The sequence below is a fragment of the Streptomyces sp. NPDC090994 genome (assembly GCF_044768905.1).
GTDB lineage: Bacteria > Actinomycetota > Actinomycetes > Streptomycetales > Streptomycetaceae > Streptomyces.
In genome coordinates this window covers 176,890-192,906 of record NZ_JBIVWS010000007.1, presented here as the reverse complement: position 1 = coordinate 192,906, position 16,017 = coordinate 176,890, and the positions used below count along the sequence as shown (strand labels likewise).

Annotated in this window: 13 protein-coding genes; 5 read left to right on the top strand and 8 right to left on the bottom strand. The window is 72.2% G+C overall.

Going from position 1 to position 16,017, the window contains the following annotated elements; all coding sequences use genetic code 11:
* Nucleotides 1-246 precede the first annotated feature (246 nt).
* The gene (locus ACIQR3_RS17885; protein ID WP_403539678.1) at nt 247-612 is read left to right on the top strand and encodes a PRC-barrel domain-containing protein; all 366 of its coding nucleotides are present in this window, start codon (nt 247-249) and stop codon (nt 610-612) included.
* Nucleotides 613-652: 40 nt separating this feature from the next.
* On the opposite strand, the gene ACIQR3_RS17880 is transcribed toward ACIQR3_RS17885, so the two are convergent.
* The gene (locus tag ACIQR3_RS17880; RefSeq protein WP_403539676.1) at nt 653-1,087 is read right to left on the bottom strand and encodes an ATP-binding protein; all 435 of its coding nucleotides are present in this window, start codon (nt 1,085-1,087) and stop codon (nt 653-655) included.
* A 370-nt stretch (nt 1,088-1,457) separates the two neighbouring features.
* Here ACIQR3_RS17880 and ACIQR3_RS17875 point away from each other — a divergent pair, with 370 nt between their 5' ends.
* Nucleotides 1,458-1,745, top strand: coding sequence for a DUF4190 domain-containing protein (locus tag ACIQR3_RS17875; protein WP_403539674.1), 288 nt, complete (start codon nt 1,458-1,460; stop codon nt 1,743-1,745).
* Here the strand turns inward: ACIQR3_RS17875 and ACIQR3_RS17870 are convergent.
* Nucleotides 1,723-3,663 carry an AMP-dependent synthetase/ligase gene (locus ACIQR3_RS17870; RefSeq protein WP_403539672.1) on the bottom strand — a complete coding sequence of 647 codons (1,941 nt, stop codon included), beginning with the start codon at nt 3,661-3,663 and terminating at the stop codon, nt 1,723-1,725. The two genes, ACIQR3_RS17875 and ACIQR3_RS17870, sit on opposite strands and share 23 nt — an antisense overlap.
* Before the next feature lie 189 nt (nt 3,664-3,852).
* On the opposite strand from ACIQR3_RS17870, the gene ACIQR3_RS17865 reads away from it, so the two are divergent.
* On the top strand, nt 3,853-4,086 hold the full coding sequence (locus ACIQR3_RS17865; RefSeq protein ID WP_215165984.1) for a DUF6480 family protein: 234 nt from the start codon (nt 3,853-3,855) through the stop codon (nt 4,084-4,086).
* A gap of 54 nt (nt 4,087-4,140) precedes the next feature.
* Here the strand turns inward: ACIQR3_RS17865 and ACIQR3_RS17860 are convergent, their stop codons facing one another.
* From ACIQR3_RS17860 to ACIQR3_RS17835, 6 genes are all read right to left on the bottom strand, one after another.
* Entirely contained in the window at nt 4,141-5,229 is a 1,089-nt protein-coding gene (locus tag ACIQR3_RS17860) for a glutamate--cysteine ligase (protein ID WP_403539670.1), read from the bottom strand.
* 110 nt (nt 5,230-5,339) lie between these two features.
* Complete coding sequence (glgB, locus tag ACIQR3_RS17855) at nt 5,340-7,559, bottom strand: 1,4-alpha-glucan branching protein GlgB (RefSeq protein ID WP_403539667.1); 2,220 nt, start codon at nt 7,557-7,559, stop codon at nt 5,340-5,342.
* A gap of 1 nt (nt 7,560) precedes the next feature.
* Nucleotides 7,561-8,928 (bottom strand): maltokinase, encoded by a 1,368-nt coding sequence (locus ACIQR3_RS17850; RefSeq protein WP_403539665.1) that lies wholly within the window; start codon nt 8,926-8,928, stop codon nt 7,561-7,563.
* Between the two features lie 28 nt (nt 8,929-8,956).
* Nucleotides 8,957-10,693, bottom strand: coding sequence for a maltose alpha-D-glucosyltransferase (gene treS, locus ACIQR3_RS17845; protein WP_403539664.1), 1,737 nt, complete (start codon nt 10,691-10,693; stop codon nt 8,957-8,959).
* Complete coding sequence (locus tag ACIQR3_RS17840) at nt 10,690-12,687, bottom strand: alpha-1,4-glucan--maltose-1-phosphate maltosyltransferase (protein WP_403539661.1); 1,998 nt, start codon at nt 12,685-12,687, stop codon at nt 10,690-10,692. Before ACIQR3_RS17840 ends, treS begins: the two co-directional genes overlap by 4 nt.
* A gap of 50 nt (nt 12,688-12,737) precedes the next feature.
* Nucleotides 12,738-13,046, bottom strand: coding sequence for a DUF5133 domain-containing protein (locus ACIQR3_RS17835; RefSeq protein WP_403539659.1), 309 nt, complete (start codon nt 13,044-13,046; stop codon nt 12,738-12,740).
* Between the two features lie 286 nt (nt 13,047-13,332).
* Between ACIQR3_RS17835 and ACIQR3_RS17830 the strand changes: the two genes are divergently transcribed.
* Both ACIQR3_RS17830 and glgX read left to right on the top strand, forming a co-directional pair.
* A complete protein-coding gene (locus ACIQR3_RS17830; protein WP_403539656.1) occupies nt 13,333-13,851 on the top strand; it encodes a pep a2 in 519 nt (172 codons plus the stop codon).
* Nucleotides 13,848-16,016, top strand: a complete 2,169-nt coding sequence (glgX, locus tag ACIQR3_RS17825; RefSeq protein WP_403539653.1) for a glycogen debranching protein GlgX — start codon at nt 13,848-13,850, stop codon at nt 16,014-16,016. Before ACIQR3_RS17830 ends, glgX begins: the two co-directional genes overlap by 4 nt.
* Nucleotide 16,017 lies beyond the last annotated feature (1 nt).

Sequence of the window (16,017 nt, the reverse complement as noted above, 5' to 3'; positions counted from 1 at the left end):
GGAACGAAAAGTCGGCCCTGTCCCGGGCCTGCCTCATGCCTTCGGGGCGGACCGGGCATGCTCCGGCGTCACTGGGGTACTCGGACGGATTTCCCCGCCCGGCCGGGCGCCGTGGCGCGACGTGCGGCGGCGCGCGCCGAATGCCGGTCGCCGGGGAGGGTAGTTGCTGCTGTGGAGCCGGGCGGGCGTGCTGCCCGGCCCGGGCCACGACCGGCCATGACGCGGGAGGGAAGGAGCAGCGTGCCGATGGAACGAATCTGGTCGTACGCACCGGAGAGCGGTCACGTCGAGGGAGAGGACCTGTCGGGCTGCACCGTCGTCGCGAGCGACGGCACCATCGGCCACGTGGACCGCCAGGCGGACCACTTCGGCATGCGGCACCTGGTCGTCGACACCGGCGTCTGGGTCTTCGGCCGCAGCGTGCTGGTGCCGGTCGGCGTGGTGAGCGCCGTCGACGCCGAGGCCCGCAAGGTCACGGTGTCCTGCACCAGGGCCGAGGTCAAGGCCGCGCCCCGGTTCCGCACCGACAGCGAGACGATGGACCCGGAGTACCTGGCGGCCGTCGGCGCCTACTACGCGGCGCTGCCGCCCCGGGAGACCTCCGCGACCTGACACCGGGGGCGGGCCCGCGGCCGCCCCCGGCGGGCGGCCGTCACCAGGGCAGGAAGACGTGGATGTCCTTGCCCCGCTCGTCGGGTACGACGCTGACCTGGTCGCACAGGGTGTGGATCAGATGCCAGCCGATGCCGCCGCCCCCGTTGCTCGGGTGGAAGGGCCGGGGCGCGGGCGGGGTCGGATTGGTGTCGCGCATCGCCACGTGCACACCGTCGAAGGTGCGCCGCAGCCGCAGCTGGAAGGGCCCCGGGGCGTACTGCACCGCGTTCGCGGCCAGCTCCGTGACCACCAGGAGAATGTCGTCCCAGTGCTCGGGGGCCGCCGGTGACGCCACGCGCGAGAGGTCGTAGAGGAATTCCTCCGCGACCAGGCGCGCACCGGTCACATTGTGCAGCTCCCCGGTGAAGCTGGCGGTGCGATCCGTGATCTCCTCGGAAGCCAGTGTCCTGTCCCAACGCGACTCGGCTGCCATTTCGCCTTCCCGGCCCGGCATCAGCAGGGCTTGTCTCGTCCTTTCCCGTGCGCCCCCTTCGTCTGCTAGTTCCCGTGCCGGCAGAGCCTACGCGCCTGTTTGCGGGGACACCGGAAGATGGCCCAGCGTGACCGGAACGTAGCCGAACGTGTATGCCGCCCGGGCCGGGCGGAATTCCGGTACCGGGCGTCCACGGGAAAAGGGCACCGGGGGAGTGGATTGCCGAATTCCACTTACCGGCGAATCCGCGACTTGTCAATTCCCGGGAATGCGGGGGCAGTTGTGCGGGCACTCGGTGGGCGGAACACACCGGAGCATTCATGACAGGGGGTGCTCCGCCGCTCGAATCCCCCTACACCAGGAGATTCTGATGACCAGTTACGGCAGTTCCTCCACCGCGTCCCCCCGGTCCCGTACCAACGGCCTGGCCATCGCGAGCCTCGTCTGCGGCATCGTCGGACTGTTCGTCTTCAACGTGATCCTCGGACCGGTCGCCATCGTGCTGGGCGCCGTCGGACTGCGGCAGGCGGGGGTCAAGGGCGGTGCGGGAATGGCCAAGGCGGGCATCGTGCTCGGCGTGCTCGACCTCGTCCTCTTCGGCGTGCTGCTCGCGGTGAGCGCGGCCAACGGCGGGTTCAGCTGGTACGTCGGCGGCTGACGAAGACGTTGTCGGGCTCCTCCCAGTCCGCGTCGCCGTCCGCCCGGCCCGCGGCCCGCTCCAGGGCCCGCGCGGGCCGGGCGGAGCGCGTTTCGTACATGGCGTCGATCTCCAGGGCGAAGACCCTCGCGATCTCGTCGCGGCGCAGCTTCATCGACGGCGTCAGCAGCCCCCTGGCCACGTCGAAGGGCTCGGGCAGGACCCGGAAGACCCGGATCGACTCCGCGCGCGACACGGCACTGTTGGCGGCGGCCACGGCCCGCGCGATCTCCTCGCGCAGGGCGTTCTCCTCACGGGCCTCCCGCGCCGGGGCGTCCCCCTGGAGCGCCAGGCCCGCCCGCCAGTGCGTCAGGAACTCGGGGTCGAGGGTGATCAGCGCGCCCACGCAGGGCCGGCCGTCGCCCAGCACGACCGCCTGGTGGACCAGCGGGTGCGCCCGCAGCCGCTGCTCCAGGACGGCCGGGGCCACACTCGTACCGCCGCTCGTGACCACGGTGTCCTTCTTGCGGCCGGTGATCGTCAGATACCCCTCGTCGTCCAGCCGCCCCAGGTCGCCGGTGGCCAGCCACCCGTCGCGCAGTACGGCCGCGGTGGCGGCCTCGTCGCCGACGTACCCCTGGAACACCGACGGGCCGCGGACCAGGATCTCCCCGTCGTCCGCCACCCGGATCTCCGTGCCGGGCAGCGCCCGGCCCACGGTGCCGGACTTCTCCCGGCCCAGCGGCTGCATCGTCACCCCGCCGGCCGTCTCGGTCAGCCCGTAGCCGTCGTGCACGTAGATGCCGATGCCCTCGAAGAACAGGGACAGCTCGCGGCCCAGCGGCGAGCCGCCGGACGTCGCGCGGCGCACCCGGCCGCCCAGTGACTCCCGCAGCCGGCGGTAGACCGTCCGCTCGTACATCGCGTGCTGGAGCCGCAGGTCGAGACCGGGTCCCGGGCCCGCGCCCAGTCTTCGGCGCTCCCGGGCCTCGGCGTAGTCCCGTGCCGTGGCGGCGGCCCGCTCGAACAGGGCGCCCCGGCCCGCCCGCTGGGCGGTGCGCAGGAAGTTCTTGTAGATCTTCTCCAGCACCGAGGGGACGGCGTAGAGGCAGGTGGGGCGGAAGGAGCGCAGGGCGGACGCCAGCGCCGCCTCCGTCGTCTCCGGCTCGTGGGCCATCAGCAGACCGCCGCGGACGCACAGTCCCTGGACCATCAGGCCGTACACGTGCGAGAACGGCAAGAACGCCAGGACGGAGCCCTGCTCCCCCGGGGCCGCCGCCGTCGAGCCCCAGCCGTCGAGCAGGACGTCGCAGGGGGACGCCAGCGCGCGGTGGCTCAGGGCGCAGCCCAGGGGCCGGCCCGTGGTGCCGGAGGTGTAGGCGACCACCGCGGTGGCCTCCGGCAGCACGATGCGGCGCATCGAGTCCACCGCGGCGGCCGGCACGTCCGCGCCCCGGGCCGCCAGCTCGGCGCAGGCCCCCGCGTCCAGCTGCCAGACGTGGCGCAGCGCGGGCAGCGCCGCGCACACCGAACCGACGGTCATCACGCACCGCTCGTCCTCCACCACCACGGCCACACAGCCCGCGTCCCGCAGCATCCAGGCGACCTGGTCCCGGGAGGAGGCCGGGTGGACGGGGACGACCTCGGCGCCCACCGTCCACAGCGCGTAGCCGAGTACCGTCCACTCGTACCGGGTGCGGGCCATGACCGCGACCCGCTCGCCCGGCGCGATCCCCGCCGCGATCAGCCCCTTGGCCAGCCCGGCCACCTCGTCGCGGACCTCCGCGGCCGTCACCTCCCGCCAGCCGGCCGGGCCCTCCTCCGGGCGGCGGGCCAGCAGCGGCAGCGCCGGGTCGCGGTCCGCCGTCTCGAAGAGGCGGTCGGCCAGACCGCCGGTCAGCGGGGGAAAGGCCCAGGCAGCGGGAGCGGAGTCGCGCATGCACTGCTCCTGATGTGTACGGGCTGTGACGGAAACCGTCGGACAGCGTGGTCGACGGTGCCCGAATCTAGCCGAGGCGACGGCGGCCGGGCACCCGGACGGCCGAACTGCGTCCGCCCTCGGCCACCCCGGCGGGAAGGGAACCGCGTCCGCCCTGATGACCTCGGCGAGAAGGGGGACCCGGACGGCATGAGCTATACGAATCCCGACCCCGAACCCGAGCGCACCACCGGCCTGGAACCCGGCGGCGGCGTACCGCCCGGCGAGACCCCGCCCGCGGAGAGCAGCCTGCCCGAGGCCGGTCCGCGCGAGGTCCACAACCCCGCGAAGGGCTGGGGCAAAGGTCCGCTGACGCTGATCGTCCTCCTGGTCGTCCTGGTCGCGGCCTTCTTCCTCGCCTACGCGATCACCCTGATGGTGTGACCGGCGAAACGGTGACATGACCGGTGGGACGGCGGAGCGGCCGGCGGGACGGCGTCACCCCTGGGTACGGCGCACGCAGCCGGTGACGACGTCCCGCAGGCTGCCCGTGCGCTCCAGCAGCTCCCGCTGCACCCGGGCCCCGTTGCCGCGCCGCAGCAGCGCGGCACACTCCTCGCGCACCCGCTCCATGTCCCCGGCCTCGGCCAGCGCGTCCCCCACATGATCCAGCAGGGCCCGTACGACGGTCTCGGCGGGCATCCGCCGCATGGTCGCCGGATGCAGCAGCTCGCCGGTCAGCCCGGACCGGGCGGCCCGCCAGGCGGCCAGCCGCAGCAGGCTCACGCTGTGCCCGGCCGGCTCCACCCCCTCCCGCCACTCGCGCGCGGCGGTCTCCACCAGGCCCCGGGCGAGACAGGCGATCAGCACGGCCGTGTCGGAGTGCAGACACACGTCCGCGACCCGGAACTCCACCGTCGGGTACCGCTCGGAAAGCCGGACGTCGAAGTAGACCATCTTCTCGTCGAGGATGGTGCCGGTGGCCACCATGTCGGCGACCCTCCGGTGGTAGCGCTCCGCCGACCCGAACAGCTCGGTGGGGCCGGCCGACGGCCAGCGCTGCCAGACCCGGCTGCGGTAGCTGCTGTACCCCGTGTCCTTGCCCTGCCAGAACGGCGAGTTCGCGCTCAGCGCGCCGAGCACCGACAGCCAGGGCCGCACCCGGTCGACGACGGCGACGCCCTCCTCGTCGGAGTCCACGGCGACATGCACATGGCATCCCATGACCAGCTGCTCCTGGACGACGACGCCGTACTGGCCGGCCATCCACTGGTAGCGGTTGTTGATCCCCACGGCGGGGCTGACCGGCAGCGGGGAGGTGGCGAGCGCGGCCACCGTGCAGCCCAGCTCGCCGGCGTGCCGCGCGGCCTCCTTGCGGCAGCGCACGATCTCCGCCTGGAGCCGCTCCATCTCTGCCTGCGGATGCGTGGCGAACTCCAGCATCTGGTCGTGCAGTTCCTTCTCGAACACGTCCTGGTCGCCCGGGTCCAGAGCGGCCCGGGCGAGCACCGCCGCGGACATCGCCCGCGGCTCACCGGTCTCGGGATCGACCAGGAGGAGTTCTTCCTCCACTCCGACGGTACGCACCTGATGCCGCCTTCCTGTGGCCTGCCGCGGCGACGACGAGGGTTCTCGGGTCGTAGGAACCTGACTGCCCCCTCAGCCGCCGTCGGACACCTGGCCGCGCCGCCGGGGTCTCACCCGGCGAACGGCATCAGCCACACGGTGGCCAGCGGCGGCAGCGTCAGCGTGAGATGACCGTCCTCGGTCTTGACGGGGCCGGGGACGGTGACGTCGGAGCCGCCGTACCGCGCGGCGTCGGTGTTGAGGACCTCCCGCCAGGCGGGGACGTCGTCGCCGGTGGCGAGCCGGTAGTCGTGCCGGACGACGGGGGAGAAGTTCGACACCGCCAGCAGCGGGCTGCCCTGCGCGTCGTACCGCAGGAAGGCGAAGACGTTGTCCTCGGCGGCGTCCACCGCGACCCAGCGGAAACCGGCCGGGTCGGTGTCCCGCTGCCACAGCGCCGGGGCGGCCCGGTACCGCGCGTTGAGGTCACGGACCAGGTCCCGCACCCCGCGGTGATCACCCGCCGAGTGGTACCCGTCGTCGAGCAGCCACCATTCCGGACCCTGTTTCTCCGACCACTCCGCCCCTTGCGCGAACTCCTGCCCCATGAACAGCAGCTGTTTGCCCGGATGGGCCCACATGAAGCCCAGATAGGCGCGGACATTGGCGCGCCGCTGCCACCAGTCGCCCGGCATCTTCGACACCAGCGCCTGCTTGCCGTGCACCACCTCGTCGTGGGAGATCGGCAGCACGTAGTTCTCGCTGTAGGCGTACACCATCGAGAAGGTCATCTCGTGGTGGTGGTACTTGCGGTGCACCGGCTCCTTGGCCACGTACTCCAGCGAGTCGTGCATCCACCCCATGTTCCACTTGAACCCGAAGCCGAGCCCGCCCACGTCGGTGGGCCGGGTCACCCCGCCCCACGCGGTGGACTCCTCCGCGATGGTCACCACGCCGGGGCAGCGCCGGTAGACGGTGGCGTTCATCTCCTGGAGGAACGCCACCGCCGCCAGGTCCTCCCGGCCGCCGTACACATTGGGCTCCCACTGCCCGGAGTCGCGCGAGTAGTCCAGGTACAGCATCGAGGCGACGGCGTCCACCCGCAGCCCGTCGATGTGGAACTCCTCGCACCAGTACACGGCGTTCGCGACCAGGAAGTTGCGCACCTCGGTCCGCGCGAAGTCGAAGGTGTACGTCCCCCAGTCCGGATGCGTCGCCCGCCGCTCGTCCCCGGGCTCGTACAGCGGGTCCCCGTCGAACCGGGCCAGCGCCCAGTCGTCCTTCGGGAAGTGCGCCGGCACCCAGTCCATGATCACGCCGATCCCGGCCCGGTGCAGGGCGTCGACCAGGTACTTGAAGTCGTCCGGCGTGCCGAGGCGCGCGGTCGGCGCGTAGAAGCCGGTGACCTGGTAGCCCCAGGACGGCCCGTAGGGGTGCTCGGCGACCGGCATCAGCTCCACGTGCGTGAAGCCCAGGTCCCTGACGTACGCGGGGAGCACCTCGGCCAGCTCCCGGTAGCCGAGCCCCGGCCGCCAGGACGGCAGGTGCACCTCGTAGACCGAGAACGGCGCCTGGTGCACGGGTGTCGCCGCCCGGTCGCGCATCCACTGCGCGTCGCTCCACTCGTGGTGCGACGCGGTGACCACGGACGCCGTGTTCGGCGGCTCCTCGGCGGCGCGGGCCATCGGGTCGGCCTTGAGGAAGCGGTGCCCGTAACGGGAGTGGATCTCGAACTTGTACTTCACGCCCTCGCCGACACCGGGCAGGAACAGCTCCCACACCCCGGACGAGCCCATCGAGCGCATCGGGAAGGCGGTGCCGTCCCAGTGGGTGAAGTCCGTGGCGACCCGCGCGCCCCGCGCGTTCGGCGCCCAGACCGCGAAGCGGGTGCCGGCCACGCCCTCGTGGACCATCGGCTCGGCGCCCAGCGCCCGCCACAGCTGCTCGTGCCGGCCCTCGGAGATCAGATGCAGGTCCAGCTCCCCGAGCGCGGGCAGGAAACGGTACGGGTCGTGCGTCTCCTGCGTCCCGTTCTCGTACTCCACCAGCAGCGTGTACGCGGGGATCGCGGTCAGCGGCAGTACGCCGGAGAAGAGGCCGTCCTCCTCGGAGGCGAGGGCGTGGCGCTCGCCGTCGATCACCACGCTCACCGCCCGTGCGAAGGGGCGCAGCGCCCGGAAGGCGACCCCGCCGGGCACCGGACGGGCGCCGAGCAGCGCGTGCGGGTCGTGGTGGGCGCCCGCCAGCAGACGCCCCCGGTCGGCCGGGTCCAGCGGCGGCGCGGTACCGGCCGCCCCGGTGGGCGCGGCGGGACCGGACGGCTCGGGGAGCGAGGTGTCGCGGAGGGCCATGTCAGTCTCCTCTCACGGCGAGTCGTTCGATCGCCGCCATGGGTACGGGAAGCCAGTCGGGACGGTGCCGGGCCTCGTACAGCACCTCGTAGACGGCACGATCCGTCTCGTAGGCGCGCAGCAGGCCGTGCTTCTTGCGCGGGTCCCAGCCGGCCCGTACGGCGTAACCCGCGCAGTAGGCCTCCCGGCAGCGGCGCGCCCACTCCGGGCGCCACGGGCGGCGCTGGCGGGCGGCGTAGTCGAAGGAGCGCAGCATGCCCGCGATGTCCCGCACCGGGGAGTGGGCGCTGCGCCGCTCGGTCAGCGGCCGGGACGGCTCGCCCTCGAAGTCGATGACGAACCAGTCGCGCCCCGCCCGCAGCACCTGCCCGAGGTGCAGGTCGCCGTGGATGCGCTGGGCGGCCGGTCCGACGTCGCAGGTGGTCAGCGCGGCGAACGCGCCCTGGAGCCGGGGCACGAAGGGCCGCAGCGCCGGGACGGCGTGAGCGGCGGCGGTCAGCCGCTCGGTCATCGCCGCGGCCGTGCGGCCGTTCTCCCCGGGGGTGCCGGCCGGGAACGCCGAAGCCAGGGCGACGTGCACATCGGCGGTGGCCCGCCCCAGCGCGTGCGCCTGCGCGGTGAAGTCGTCCCCGGCGGCCAGCGCGTCCAGCGCGAGCGTCCAGCCGTCGGTGGCGCCCGGCAGGAACGGCTGGAGCACGCCGAGGGTCGCCTCGAACGGGTGCGTGGTGCGGAACCAGGCCACCGGCGCCGGCACCCGGCCGCAGCCCTGCCGGGCCAGCGCGCCCGGCACCTCCAGGTCCGGGTTGACCCCGGGCTGGATGCGCCGGAACACCTTCAGGATCAGCTCGTCGCCGTAGACCAGCGAGGAGTTGGACTGCTCGGCGTCGAGCAGCCGGGGCGCCAGCGCGGTGGCGGGCACCGGACGCGCCGGGTCCGCCTCGAAGCGGAGCGGGCCCGCCGTGCCGGGGTGGCGCAGCCGCTCCAGCAGCAACTGGGCCATCCGGGGGTCCTGCAACGCGTCGTACACCGTCAGACCGGCGAGCGAGCCCTCCTCCACCCGGCCGATGACCGCCCGGCCCAGGCGTGGCGAGGGGTGCTCGCGCACGCCCAGCAGCAGCTGGTAGCAGTCACCGGCCGGCGGGGCGCCGCCGGGCGCGGGCACCGTGCCGTGCCCGGCGTGGATCAGCAGGTGCAGACAGCCGGGGAACAGCTCCGTCATCGACAGCAGGCCGAGGTCGGCCACGGGCCGGTCCTTGCCCGCGAACCAGCGCTGCCTGGGCAGCCACTGGCGCAGCAGACCGCCGAGCGACGCCATCGGGTCGTCGGGATGGTGCGCGGGTCTCGGGCGCAGGGGTGCGGTCTTCGGCATGGTGACGCGTCCTTTCCTCGGCACGGGCTCATGCCCGGCGGCCGATGCGGGATGCGACTCGGGTGAGCCGGAACCAGTAGAAGCCGTGGCCCCCGAGGGTCAGCAGGTAGGGCAGTTCGCCGATGGCCGGGAAGCGGACACCGCCGAACAGCTCGACCGGGTGACGCCCGGCATACTCGCGCAGGTCCAGCTCGGTGGGCTGGGCGAACCGCGCGAAGTTGTTGACGCAGAGCACCAGGTCGTCCCCGTTTTCCCCATCCGAGGGGGCCTCCCGCAGGAACGCCAGCACCGCCGGATTGGAGGAGGGCAGCTCCCTGTACGAGCCGAGGCCGAAGGCCGGGTTCTGCTTGCGGATCTCGATCATCCGCCGGGTCCAGTGCAGCAGCGAGGACGGGGAGGACATCGACGCCTCGACGTTGGTCACCTGGTAGCCGTAGACCGGGTCCATGATCGTGGGGAGGGAGAGCCGGCCCGGGTCACAGGTGGAGAAGCCCGCGTTGCGGTCCGGCGTCCACTGCATCGGCGTCCGTACGGCGTCCCGGTCGCCGAGCCAGATGTTGTCGCCCATGCCGATCTCGTCGCCGTAGTAGAGGATCGGCGAGCCCGGCAGCGCGAGGAGCAGGGCGGTGAACAGCTCGATCTGGTCCCGGTCGTTGTCGAGGAGCGGGGCGAGCCGGCGGCGGATGCCGATGTTGGCGCGCATGCGGGGGTCCTTGGCGTACTCCGCCCACATGTAGTCGCGTTCCTCGTCGGTGACCATCTCCAGCGTCAGCTCGTCGTGGTTGCGCAGGAAGATGCCCCACTGGCAGCGCGCCGGGATCGCCGGGGTCTTCGCCAGGATCTCCGAGACGGGGTAGCGCGATTCCCGCCGTACGGCCATGAAGATGCGCGGCATGACCGGGAAGTGGAACGCCATGTGGCACTCGTCGCCGCCGGAGGCGTAGTCGCCGAAGTAGTCGACGACGTCCTCCGGCCACTGGTTGGCCTCGGCCAGCAGCACCGTGTCCGGGTACTGGGCGTCGATCTCGCGCCGGACCCGCTTGAGGAAGGCGTGCGAGGCGGGCAGGTTCTCGCAGTTGGTGCCCTCCTCGGCGTACAGGTACGGCACCGCGTCGAGCCGGAAGCCGTCGATGCCGAGGTCCAGCCAGAACTTGAGCGCGCCCAGCATCTCCTCCTGGACGGCCGGGTTCTCGTAGTTGAGGTCCGGCTGGTGGGAGAAGAAGCGGTGCCAGTAGTACTGGCCGCGCACCGGGTCGTAGGTCCAGTTCGACGCCTCGGTGTCGACGAAGATGATCCGGGCGTCGGCGTACCGGGTGTCGTCGTCGGCCCAGACGTAGTAGTCGCCGTAGGGGCCGTCGGGGTTCTTCCGGGACTCCTGGAACCACGGGTGCTGGTCGCTGGTGTGGTTCATGACGAAGTCGATGATCACGCGCATGCCGCGTTGGTGGGCGGCGTCGACGAACTCCACGAAGTCCGCCAGGTCGCCGAACTCGGGCAGTACGGCGGTGTAGTCGGAGACGTCGTAACCACCGTCCTTCAACGGGGACTTGAAGAAGGGCGGCAGCCACAGGCAGTCCACGCCGAGCCACTGGAGGTAGTCCAGGCGCGAAGTGAGGCCCTTGAGGTCGCCGACGCCGTCGCCGTTGCTGTCCTGGAAGGAGCGGACCAGGACCTCGTAGAAGACGGCTCGTTTGAACCAGTCCGGGTCGCGGTCCTGGGCGGGCGTGTCCTCGAAGGTGTCCGGGACGGGCTCGTTGACGGTCATGAGGTTCCCGGCTCCCCGGTCTTCGGCGTGGCGGACGGCGGTCGGACGTGGAGGACGTGGGCGGGAGCCCGGCCCGGCGTCAGCCGCACGTAGTTGCTCCCGCCCCAGCGATAGGTCTCACCCGTGAGTTCGTCATGCACCGGCACGGACGCGTGCCGTTCGAGGCCGAGGTGCGGCATGTCCAGCGAGATCGTGGCCTCCTGGGTGTGATGAGGGTCGAGGTTGACGACCACCAGCACGACATCGGAGCCCGCGCGCTTGCTGTACGCGATGACCTGGTCGTTGTCGGTGTGGTGGAAGCGGAGGTTCCTGAGCCGGTGCAGGGCGGGGTGGGCGCGCCGGATGGCGTTCAGGCGGGTGATGAGGGGGGCGATGGTGCGGCCCTCGCGGGTGGCGGCCTCCCAGTCGCGGGGTTTGAGCTGGTACTTCTCGCTGTCGAGGTACTCCTCGCTGCGGTCCCGCAGGGGGGTGTTCTCGCAGAGTTCGTAGCCGCTGTAGATGCCCCAGGTGGGGGAGAGGGTGGCGGCGAGGACGGCGCGGGCCTCGAAGGCCGGGCGGCCGCCGTGCTGGAGGTAGGCGTGCAGGATGTCGGGGGTGTTGGCGAAGAGGTTGGGCCGCATGTAGGAGGCGGCCTCGCCGGAGAGTTCGGTGAGGTACTCGGTCAGTTCCTGCTTGCTGTTGCGCCAGGTGAAGTAGGTGTAGGACTGCTGGAAGCCGATCTGGGCGAGGGTGTGCATCATCGCGGGGCGGGTGAACGCCTCGGCCAGGAAGATCACGTCGGGGTCGGTGCCGTTGACGTCGGCGATGACCCGCTCCCAGAACACGACCGGCTTGGTGTGCGGGTTGTCCACGCGGAAGATCCGCACCCCGTGGTCCATCCAGTACCGCAGCACCTCGCAGGTCTCCGCGACCAGGCCGTCCATGTCGGCGTCGAAGGCGATCGGGTAGATGTCCTGGTACTTCTTCGGCGGGTTCTCGGCGTGGGCGATCGATCCGTCGGGGCGGTGGTGGAACCACTCGGGGTGCTTGTGCACCCACGGGTGGTCGGGGGAGCACTGGAGCGCGAAGTCCAGGGCGATCTCCAGGCCCAGCTCCCGCGCCTCGTCCACGAACAGGTCGAAGTCCTCGATGGTCCCGAGGTCCGGGTGGACGGCGTCGTGACCGCCCTCCGGGGAACCGATCGCCCACGGCACACCGACGTCGCCGGGACCGGCGGACAGGGTGTTGTTGGGGCCTTTGCGGTGGGTGGTGCCGATGGGGTGGATCGGCGGGAGGTAGACGACGTCGAAGCCCATCGCGGCGATCGCCGGGAGCCGCCGGGCGGCGGTGCGGAAGGTGCCGTGCGGGCGCTCGGGGGTCCCCTCGGAGCGGGGGAAGAACTCGTACCAGGCGCCGTACAGCGCCCGCTCCCGCTCCACCAGCAGCGGCAACGGGTCGGAGGAGGTGACCAGTTCGCGCAGCGGGTACCGGGCGAGGACCGCGTCCACCTCGGGCGTCAGCGCCGCCGCCAGCCGGGTGGGCACCGGCAGCGTGTCGTCCCGCAGCGTCGCCGCGGCGGCCCGGACGACGGCCCGGGCGGCCCGGTCGGGCACCCCCGCCGCCGCCCACTCGTACAGCTCCGCGCCCTCCTCCAGGACCAGACCGGTGTCGATGTCCGCCGGGATCTTGACGCGCGCGGTGCGGCGCCAGGTGGCCAGCGGATCGCTCCACGCCTCCACCCGGTAGGTCCAGCGCCCGGGCGCGGCCGGCGTGACCTCCGCGCCCCACCGGTCGGTGCCGGGGGCCAGTTCCCGCATCGGCGTCCACGGGCCGGGGCGGCCCTCCGGATCCTCCAGCACGACATTGGCGGCGACCGCGTCGTGTCCCTCCCGGAACACGGTGGCACTCACCTCGAACGTCTCACCCGCCACCGCCTTCGCCGGACGCCTGCCGCCCTCCACCACCGGGTGGACGTCACGCACCGGGATACGCCCGATCCGAGGGGTCGTGCTCATCGGTTCTCACCTCCGCCGTTGCTGAAGCCGGGCCGGGGCCCGGACCGGGGTCACGCCGCGCCGGAGGGGACCGCGCTCCCCGCCGGGGCCCGCCGGTCCACGACCGGCGCCTTCCGTCCGGCCGCCCGGGGCCGCTCGTCCCGCTCCTGCGCATGGGTGACCAGGCCGGCCAGGTACCGTTCGGCGGCGTCCGCGGCCTCCCGCGCACAGCGCTTCCCCATCAGCACGCACAGGGTGTAACCGGCGTCCTCGAAGACCGCCCGCGCCGTCCGGTCGGCGGGGGCGGCGAGCATCATCCGTTCCCGGGCCCGGTAACGCCGCAGCTGCCGGTCGACCTCGGCTTTCGCAGGTAGCAGCATGGTGCCGTTCCCTTCCGGGACTCGATGGACGCGTTCCCGACCCTCGGGCGGCGACCGCGCGCGGGGGCACGGTCGTCGTTACGGGCGATCGAGTTCTTCACACATGGTGCACGGACAGCGACGCAGCGTCTTGTTGGATCTTCAACGACGGTCTCGTGTTGCACGAATGGACTACTGCTTCCACTCTGGAGTGACTCAGAAGCGATACGTGCTCACGCTTCGTGCTCGGGGCTCGTCCCGTCGGGACGAGAAGGAGCGGGAGCCTCGCGGTGAGGAGCCGACGACGATGAAGACCGCAGTGCCCTGCTACTACCACCTCGACGTGGAAGTGAGCCCGGAACGGGTCGGACAGGTCAGGCGCATCCTGGCCGCTCACCTCCGGTTCTGGAACCTGGAGAACCTCGTGGACCCCGTCTGCCGCGGCACCGAGATGCTGCTGCGGGCGATCGACGAGCACGCGAGCGACAAGAACACGTCGATAGAGCTGTGGTGGAACGGCCAGCACCTCATCACGGCCGTGGCCGGCAACGACCACGCCCTCCGCCCCGACCTCGACCTGCGCGCCTGCCTGGAGCACCTCGCCGCGACCAGCGACGGCTGGGGCTGCTGCGCCACCGACACCGGAGCCAAGGTCATCTGGTTCTCCCAGCGCGCCCGGGCCGGCGAACGCGTCCCGCTGGTCGCGACCGCGCCGAAGCCCATCACCCAGGAGGGCCTGGAGGTCCCGCGCGAGATCCTGCCGGTCGCCCGGCTGGCCGCGCCGGGCGCCGCGGGCGGCAACGGCGTCCTGGAGGAGGCCCGGTGACCGCGGCGCGGCCGGACTGGAAGGGGGCGCCCGTCTGGAGCGGGCACCCCTACCCGCTGGGCGCCGTCTTCGACGGACAGGGCACCAACTTCGCCCTGTTCAGCGAGGTCGCCGAACGCGTCGACCTGGTCCTCGTCGACGAGGACGGCACCCACAGCGCGCTCGCGCTGCCCGAGGTCGACGGCTTCGTCTGGCACTGCCACCTGCCCGGCGTCGGACCCGGACAGCGCTACGGCTACCGCGTGCACGGGCCCTGGGCCCCGGCCGTGGGCCACCGCTGCAACCCGGCGAAGCTGCTCCTCGACCCGTACGCCCGCGCGGTCGACGGGCAGATCGACGACCACCCCTCCCTGCTGGAGCGGGGAGGGGGCCGCCCGGACCCGGCCGACAGCGCCGGGCACACCATGCTCGGCGTGGTCACCGACCCGTTCTTCGACTGGGGCGACGACCGCCCGCCGCGGCGGCCCTACGCCGACACCGTGATCTACGAGGCCCACGTCAAGGGCCTCACCCGCACCCACCCCGACGTCCCCCCGGAACTGCGCGGCACCTACGCGGGCCTCGCGCACCCGGCGGTCGTGGAGCACCTGACCTCGCTCGGGGTGACGGCGGTGGAGCTGATGCCGGTGCACCAGTTCGTGCACGACGGCGTCCTCCAGGCCCGCGGCCTGGCCAACTACTGGGGCTACAACACCATCGGCTTCTTCGCCCCCCACAACGGCTACGCCGCCCACGGCACCCTCGGCCAGCAGGTCACCGAGTTCAAGGCGATGGTCAAGACGCTGCACGAGGCGGGCCTCGAAGTCATCCTCGACGTGGTCTACAACCACACCGCCGAGGGCAACGAGCACGGCCCCACCCTCTCCTTCCGGGGCATCGACAACGCCTCGTACTACCGCCTGGTGGACGGCGACTGGCAGCACTACTACGACACCACCGGCACCGGCAACAGCCTGCTGATGCGCCACCCCTACGTCCTCCAGCTGATCATGGACTCGCTGCGGTACTGGGTGACCGAGATGCACGTCGACGGGTTCCGCTTCGACCTGGCGGCCACCCTGGCCCGGCAGTTCCACGAGGTGGACCGGCTCTCGGCGTTCTTCGACCTGATCCAGCAGGACCCGGTGATCAGCCGCGTCAAGCTGATCGCCGAACCCTGGGACGTCGGCGAGGGCGGCTACCAGGTGGGCAACTTCCCGCCGCTGTGGTCGGAGTGGAACGGCATGTACCGCGACGCCGTACGGGACTTCTGGCGCGGCGAGGACCACACACTGGGCGAGTTCGCGTCCCGGCTGACCGGCTCCTCCGACCTGTACCAGCACAGCCGGCGCCGCCCCCGCGCCAGCGTCAACTTCGTCACCGCGCACGACGGGTTCACCCTGCGCGACCTCGTGTCGTACAACGACAAGCACAACGAGGCCAACGGCGAGGACAACGCGGACGGCGAGAGCCACAACCGGTCCTGGAACTGCGGCGCCGAGGGCCCGGTGAAGGACCCGGCCGTCCGGGAACTGCGCGCCCGCCAGCAGCGCAACTTCCTGGCCACCCTGATGCTGTCGCAGGGCATCCCGATGCTCTGCCACGGCGACGAACTGGGCCGCACCCAGCGCGGCAACAACAACGCCTACTGCCAGGACAACGAGATCTCCTGGGTCGACTGGCGGCTGACCGAGGAACAGCGCGGCCTGCTGGACTTCGCCCGGCAGGTCATCGGCCTGCGCGCCGCCCACCCGGTGCTGCGCCGCCGCCGCTACTTCCGCGGCGACACCGTCACCCACGCCGGGCAGCCGCTGCCCGACCTGGTCTGGCTCAGGCCCGACGGCCAGGAGATGACCGACGACGACTGGCAGCGGCCCGACGCGCACGCCGTCGGGGTCTTCCTCAACGGCGACGCCATCGCCGAACCCGACCCCTGCGGCCGGCCCGTCACCGACGACTCCTTCGTGCTGCTGCTCAACAGCCACTGGGAACCGACGGTCTTCCGGCTGCCGGACGCCGCTTACGGCGAACGCTGGACGACGCTGATCGACACCGCGGCCGCCGCCGGACCGGGGGGCGTCCCCGACGAGGCGGAGCACAAGGCCGGCACCCGGCTCACCGTGGAGCCGCGCAGCCTGGTGCTGCTCTCCCGGCCGTCCCGCACCGGCCGGGAGCGGGCATCATGAC

Bases quoted from the DNA above. Each gene is read 5' to 3' on its own strand.
- treS (WP_403539664.1), bottom strand. From the start codon at position 10,693: ATGACCGTCAACGAGCCCGTCCCGGACACCTTCGAGGACACGCCCGCC.
- ACIQR3_RS17880 (WP_403539676.1), bottom strand. From the start codon at position 1,087: ATGGCAGCCGAGTCGCGTTGGGACAGGACACTGGCTTCCGAGGAGATC.
- ACIQR3_RS17830 (WP_403539656.1), top strand. From the start codon at position 13,333: ATGAAGACCGCAGTGCCCTGCTACTACCACCTCGACGTGGAAGTGAGC.
- ACIQR3_RS17850 (WP_403539665.1), bottom strand. From the start codon at position 8,928: ATGCCGAAGACCGCACCCCTGCGCCCGAGACCCGCGCACCATCCCGAC.
- ACIQR3_RS17870 (WP_403539672.1), bottom strand. From the start codon at position 3,663: ATGCGCGACTCCGCTCCCGCTGCCTGGGCCTTTCCCCCGCTGACCGGC.
- ACIQR3_RS17840 (WP_403539661.1), bottom strand. From the start codon at position 12,687: ATGAGCACGACCCCTCGGATCGGGCGTATCCCGGTGCGTGACGTCCAC.
- ACIQR3_RS17875 (WP_403539674.1), top strand. From the start codon at position 1,458: ATGACCAGTTACGGCAGTTCCTCCACCGCGTCCCCCCGGTCCCGTACC.
- ACIQR3_RS17835 (WP_403539659.1), bottom strand. From the start codon at position 13,046: ATGCTGCTACCTGCGAAAGCCGAGGTCGACCGGCAGCTGCGGCGTTAC.
- ACIQR3_RS17865 (WP_215165984.1), top strand. From the start codon at position 3,853: ATGAGCTATACGAATCCCGACCCCGAACCCGAGCGCACCACCGGCCTG.
- glgB (WP_403539667.1), bottom strand. From the start codon at position 7,559: ATGGCCCTCCGCGACACCTCGCTCCCCGAGCCGTCCGGTCCCGCCGCG.
- ACIQR3_RS17885 (WP_403539678.1), top strand. From the start codon at position 247: ATGGAACGAATCTGGTCGTACGCACCGGAGAGCGGTCACGTCGAGGGA.